The organism is Streptomyces sp. NPDC059455, assembly GCF_042750115.1.
Lineage (GTDB): Bacteria > Actinomycetota > Actinomycetes > Streptomycetales > Streptomycetaceae > Streptomyces > Streptomyces endocoffeicus.
Window position 1 is genome coordinate 12,793 of sequence record NZ_JBHYVB010000233.1, and the last position, 4,091, is coordinate 16,883.

Below are 4,091 nucleotides of genomic sequence, written 5' to 3' on the forward strand. Positions count from 1 at the left end.
CGCGGCGGGCGGGTGCGGTGACTGGCTTGACCGCACCGCGCCCCACGACCCCGCCGCCCGCCCCCGCCGCGCCCGGCCCCCGGGCACTGTGCGCCCCTCCCCCGCGCCCCCGCGCCCGCGCGGCGAAGAGGCTGCCGGGCCGCACCTCACGGGAGTCGATCACGACGGGGCCCGTGACCTTCAGGTCCGGGTCCGGTATGTCGTGCGGCTGTCCACCGACTAGGCCGGCGATCTCGGTGAGGGACAGTGCGATCACTGATCACCTCCGGCCGTGCGGGAGAGCTGCCTGGAGGGGGCTGGTGCGCGCATGGCGGTCTGTCATCCCTGGTCGTCTAGGTGTTTGTCCCGGTGCTGTGGGCTCGCCTCGGGGCGCGTGGCATCGCGCCTGTGGGCTCGCTCACTGAGCTCGATGGCTTCGCGGAGTACCTGGCGGTCGTCGAAGGCCCGGATCACGCCCGCGATGTCCTGGCCCAGCTCATGGCCCTTGCCCGCCACGATGACGGTGTCACCCGGCTCGGCGCGGGCGACGGCGGCCGCGATGGCGTTGGCCCGGTCCTCCTCGACCAGCACATCACCGCGCTCGTGGGCGGGCACCTCGGCGGCGCCCGCGAGCATGGCGGCGAGGATCGCGAGCGGATCCTCGGAGCGGGGGTTGTCGGAGGTGAGGACGGCCGTGTCGGAGTACCGGGCCACGGCGGCGCCCATGGGGCCGCGCTTGAGCCGGTCGCGGTCCCCGCCGCAGCCGAGGACGGCGTGCAGCTTGCCGTCGGTGACCTTACGGAGGGCACGCAGCACCGACTCCACGGCGTCGGTCTTGTGGGCGTAGTCGACGACCGCGAGGTAGGGCTGGCCCACGTCCACCCGCTCCAGCCGACCCGGTACACCGGGGACGGCGGCGACGCCGTCGGCGGCCGTCTGCGGGTCGATCCCGGCGACGGCGAGCGCGACGACGGCGGCGAGCGCGTTGGCCACGTTGAAGGGGCCCGGGAGGGGCGCGGCGGCCCGTACGGACTCACCGTTCGGGCCGACGGCGGTGAAGGTCGAGCCGAGCGGGCCGACCTCGACGTCCGCGGCGCGCCAGTGGGCGTCGGGGTGGCCCTCGGCGGAGAAGGTGGTGACGGGCACCTCGGACTGCTCGATCAGGCGGCGGCCGTACTCGTCGTCGTAGTTGATCACTCCGAGGCGGCTGCGGGCCTTGGTGAACAGCTGGGCCTTGGCCTGGAAGTAGTCCTCCATGCCGGAGTGGAACTCCATGTGCTCCGGGCTGAGGTTGTTGAAGACCGCGACGTCGAAGACGCAGCCGTCGACGCGGCCGAGGACCAGGGCGTGGCTGGAGACCTCCATGACGACCGAGCGGACCTCGCGCTCGCGCATCACCGCGAACAGGGCCTGAAGATCGGTGGCCTCGGGGGTGGTGCGCTCGGACTTGATGCGCTCGTCGCCGATCCGCATCTCCACGGTGCCGATGAGCCCCGTAAGGCCGCCATCGTGCTTCGCGGCAGCCTTGAGGCCGCCCTCGATGAGATACGCGGTCGTGGTCTTGCCGGAGGTACCGGTGATGCCGATCTGGAGCAGGTCGTGACCCGGCTCGCCGTAGATCGTGGCGGCCAGCGCGCCCATCCGGCCGCGCGGGTTGTCCACCGCGAGGACCGGCAGGCCGGTGGCGGCGGCGCGCTCGGCGCCGGCCGGGTCGGTCAGCACCGCGACCGCGCCGAGATCGGCGGCCTGGGCTGCGAAGTCCGCGCCGTGGAGGCGGGCACCGGCCAGCGCGGCGTACACATCGCCGGGGCGCACGGCCCGCGAGTCATGGGTGATCCCGGTGACCGCGGCCCCTTCCGGGGCTTCGGGGGCTTCGACGCCCAGCTGATCCGCCAGCTCCGCCAGCGGGATCGGGCGGACCTGGAGAGGACGGGGCGCTCCCGGGTATTCCACAGAAACGTCCTTCTGAGGGGTTTGGGACTGATCAGCGTGGGGCACGGCGGTGAGCGTACCCGGGACACCCGCTCCCCCGCGAAATGAGGCGGCGGTGCGGGGCCGTACCGGACCGTGGTTCCCGGGGTCCGGCGTGATCGTCGTCACTGCTGAGTCCGCTCACTGGCCCGGGCTGTAGCTCACCGGGAGCCGTTTGGGCTGCTTCCCGGAGGGCGGGACCTGCAGGGCCTTGAGGCCGAACTCCATGACCTTCTTGTAGACCGGTCCGCAGACCTGCCCGCCGAAGTAACTGCCCTTGGTCGGGTTCTGAACGGCACAGTAGACGGTCAGCCGAGGTTTGTCGGCCGGGGCGAAGCCGGCGAAGGACGCGGTGTAGCCGCGGTAGCGGCCGGTCTTGGGGTCCACTCGGTTGGAGGTGCCGGTCTTCCCCGCGACAAGATAGCCCGGGATCTTCGCCTTGGTGCCGGTGCCCTGCTCATCGTCGACCACCGACTCGAGCATCTCGGCGAGCGTCTTCGCGGTCTCCTTACTGACGACACGGGTCTTCTTGGGGGCGGGCGCGGCGGTGAAGTCGCCGCCGGGCCCCCTGGCGCCGCGGATGAGGGTGGGCGCGATGCGCTCGCCCCCGTTGGCGATGGTGGAGTACACCGAGGCCGCCTGGATGGCGTTGAGCGACAGCCCCTGGCCGAAGGGGATGGTGTACTGCTGGGAGGCGCTCCAGTCCTGCGGCTTGGCCAGGATGCCCGGGGTCTCACCGGGGAAGCCGAGCCCGGTGGGCTGGCCGATCCCGAACTTGCGCAGGTAGGAGTAGAGGATCTGGTTCCTCTGCCGCTTGGTCTTGGCCAGCTGCTCGGTGGCGAGGATCGTGCCGATGTTGCTGGACTTGGCGAGCACGCCGTTGAGCGTGAGGTACCAGGTCGAATGGTCGATGTCGTCGGCGAAGGCCCGGTCGGCGCGGGGCAGCCGGTTGGGCACCACCACATGGGTGTCCCAGCGCGCCACGCCCTCCTGGAGGACGGCGGCCATGGACATCAGCTTGCTGACGCTGCCGGGCTCGTAGGCGTCGGAGACCGCGGCGTTGCCCAGGGCGTCGGCGTCCGTGGTGGTGATGTCGTTGGGATCGAAGCCGGGGGCGTTGGCCATGGCCAGGAGCTGCCCGGTGCGGGTGTCCTGGACGATGACGTAGCCGCGGTCGGCCCCGGACTTGCGCACCTGGTCGGCGATGGCGCTCTGGGCGGCCCACTGGATGTCCCGGTCGACGGTCAGCTCGTAGTCGCTGCCGGGGACCGCGGGCTGCTCCCTGACGTCGCCGGTGGGCACCTGGTGGCCGCCGGACTGGGCGTAGACGCGCTTGCCGTCCTTGCCCGCGAGCTTCTTGTTGAGCTGCTGCTCGAGCCCGGCGGAGCCGCGTCCGTCGGCGTCCACGAATCCCAGAATCCCGGCGGCGAGGTCCCCGTTCGGATAGACCCGCTTGCTGTGCGCCTCGCGGTTGACCCCGGCCAGGACATTGGTGCCCTTGCCCTTGGCCGCCGCGTCGTCCAGGGCGCTCTTCAGGTCCTTGATCTGGTTCCAGACCTGCGGGGACTGCTGCCGGGCGAGCACGACGTACTGCGACCTGGGGTTGTCGGTGAGCTTCTGCTCCAGGTCCGCCTGGTCCTTGCCGAGGATCGGCGCGAGCAGGGCCGCGGCCTGGCGGGGCGCGTCGTGGGTCTTGGCCGTCTTGGGCGTGAGGAGGTCGGGGGCGGCGGTGATGTCGTAGGCGTCCACCGTGGTCGCCAGGTCGACGCCGTTGCGGTCGGTGATGGAGCCGCGCTCGGCGGACAGCTTCACCGGGATGTAGCGGTTGATGTTGGCCTTGGCCGCGTAGGCGCTGGCGTCGACGGCCTGCACCTGCAGCAGCCGTACGACGAAGACCAGCATGACGAGGGTGAGGCCGAGGCTGATCAGCCGCAGCCGGGGGCGCGGGCTGCCCAGCCGCAGCTGCTGGGGAGCGCCGGGGCGGGGGCGCGGGGCCGGACGGCCGGGCGGTCCGCCCTGGCGCCGGCGCTCGTCGGGGCGCCGTCCCGGGTCCTGGCGCGGGCGGCGGTCGCCGCGGGGGGCGGCCGGGCCCGGGCCCCCCCGGGGGCGGGGGGGGGGGGGGGCGCGCACACCACGGCCCC

2 protein-coding genes and 1 pseudogene are annotated in these 4,091 nt (G+C 72.6%); all 3 read right to left on the reverse strand.

The genetic code is table 11. The annotated features are described in order from the left end of the window. Window positions 1-256, reverse strand: a pseudogene (locus ACFXB5_RS46035) (UDP-N-acetylmuramoyl-tripeptide--D-alanyl-D-alanine ligase); the annotation flags it as partial. 62 nt (window positions 257-318) lie between these two features. Continuing rightward, window positions 319-2,079, reverse strand: a complete 1,761-nt coding sequence (locus ACFXB5_RS46040; protein WP_385219984.1) for a UDP-N-acetylmuramoyl-L-alanyl-D-glutamate--2,6-diaminopimelate ligase — start codon at window positions 2,077-2,079, stop codon at window positions 319-321. A gap of 12 nt (window positions 2,080-2,091) precedes the next feature. Continuing rightward, window positions 2,092-4,080, reverse strand: coding sequence for a peptidoglycan D,D-transpeptidase FtsI family protein (locus tag ACFXB5_RS46045; RefSeq protein ID WP_385219986.1), 1,989 nt, complete (start codon window positions 4,078-4,080; stop codon window positions 2,092-2,094). Between the last annotated feature and the right edge of the window lie 11 nt (window positions 4,081-4,091).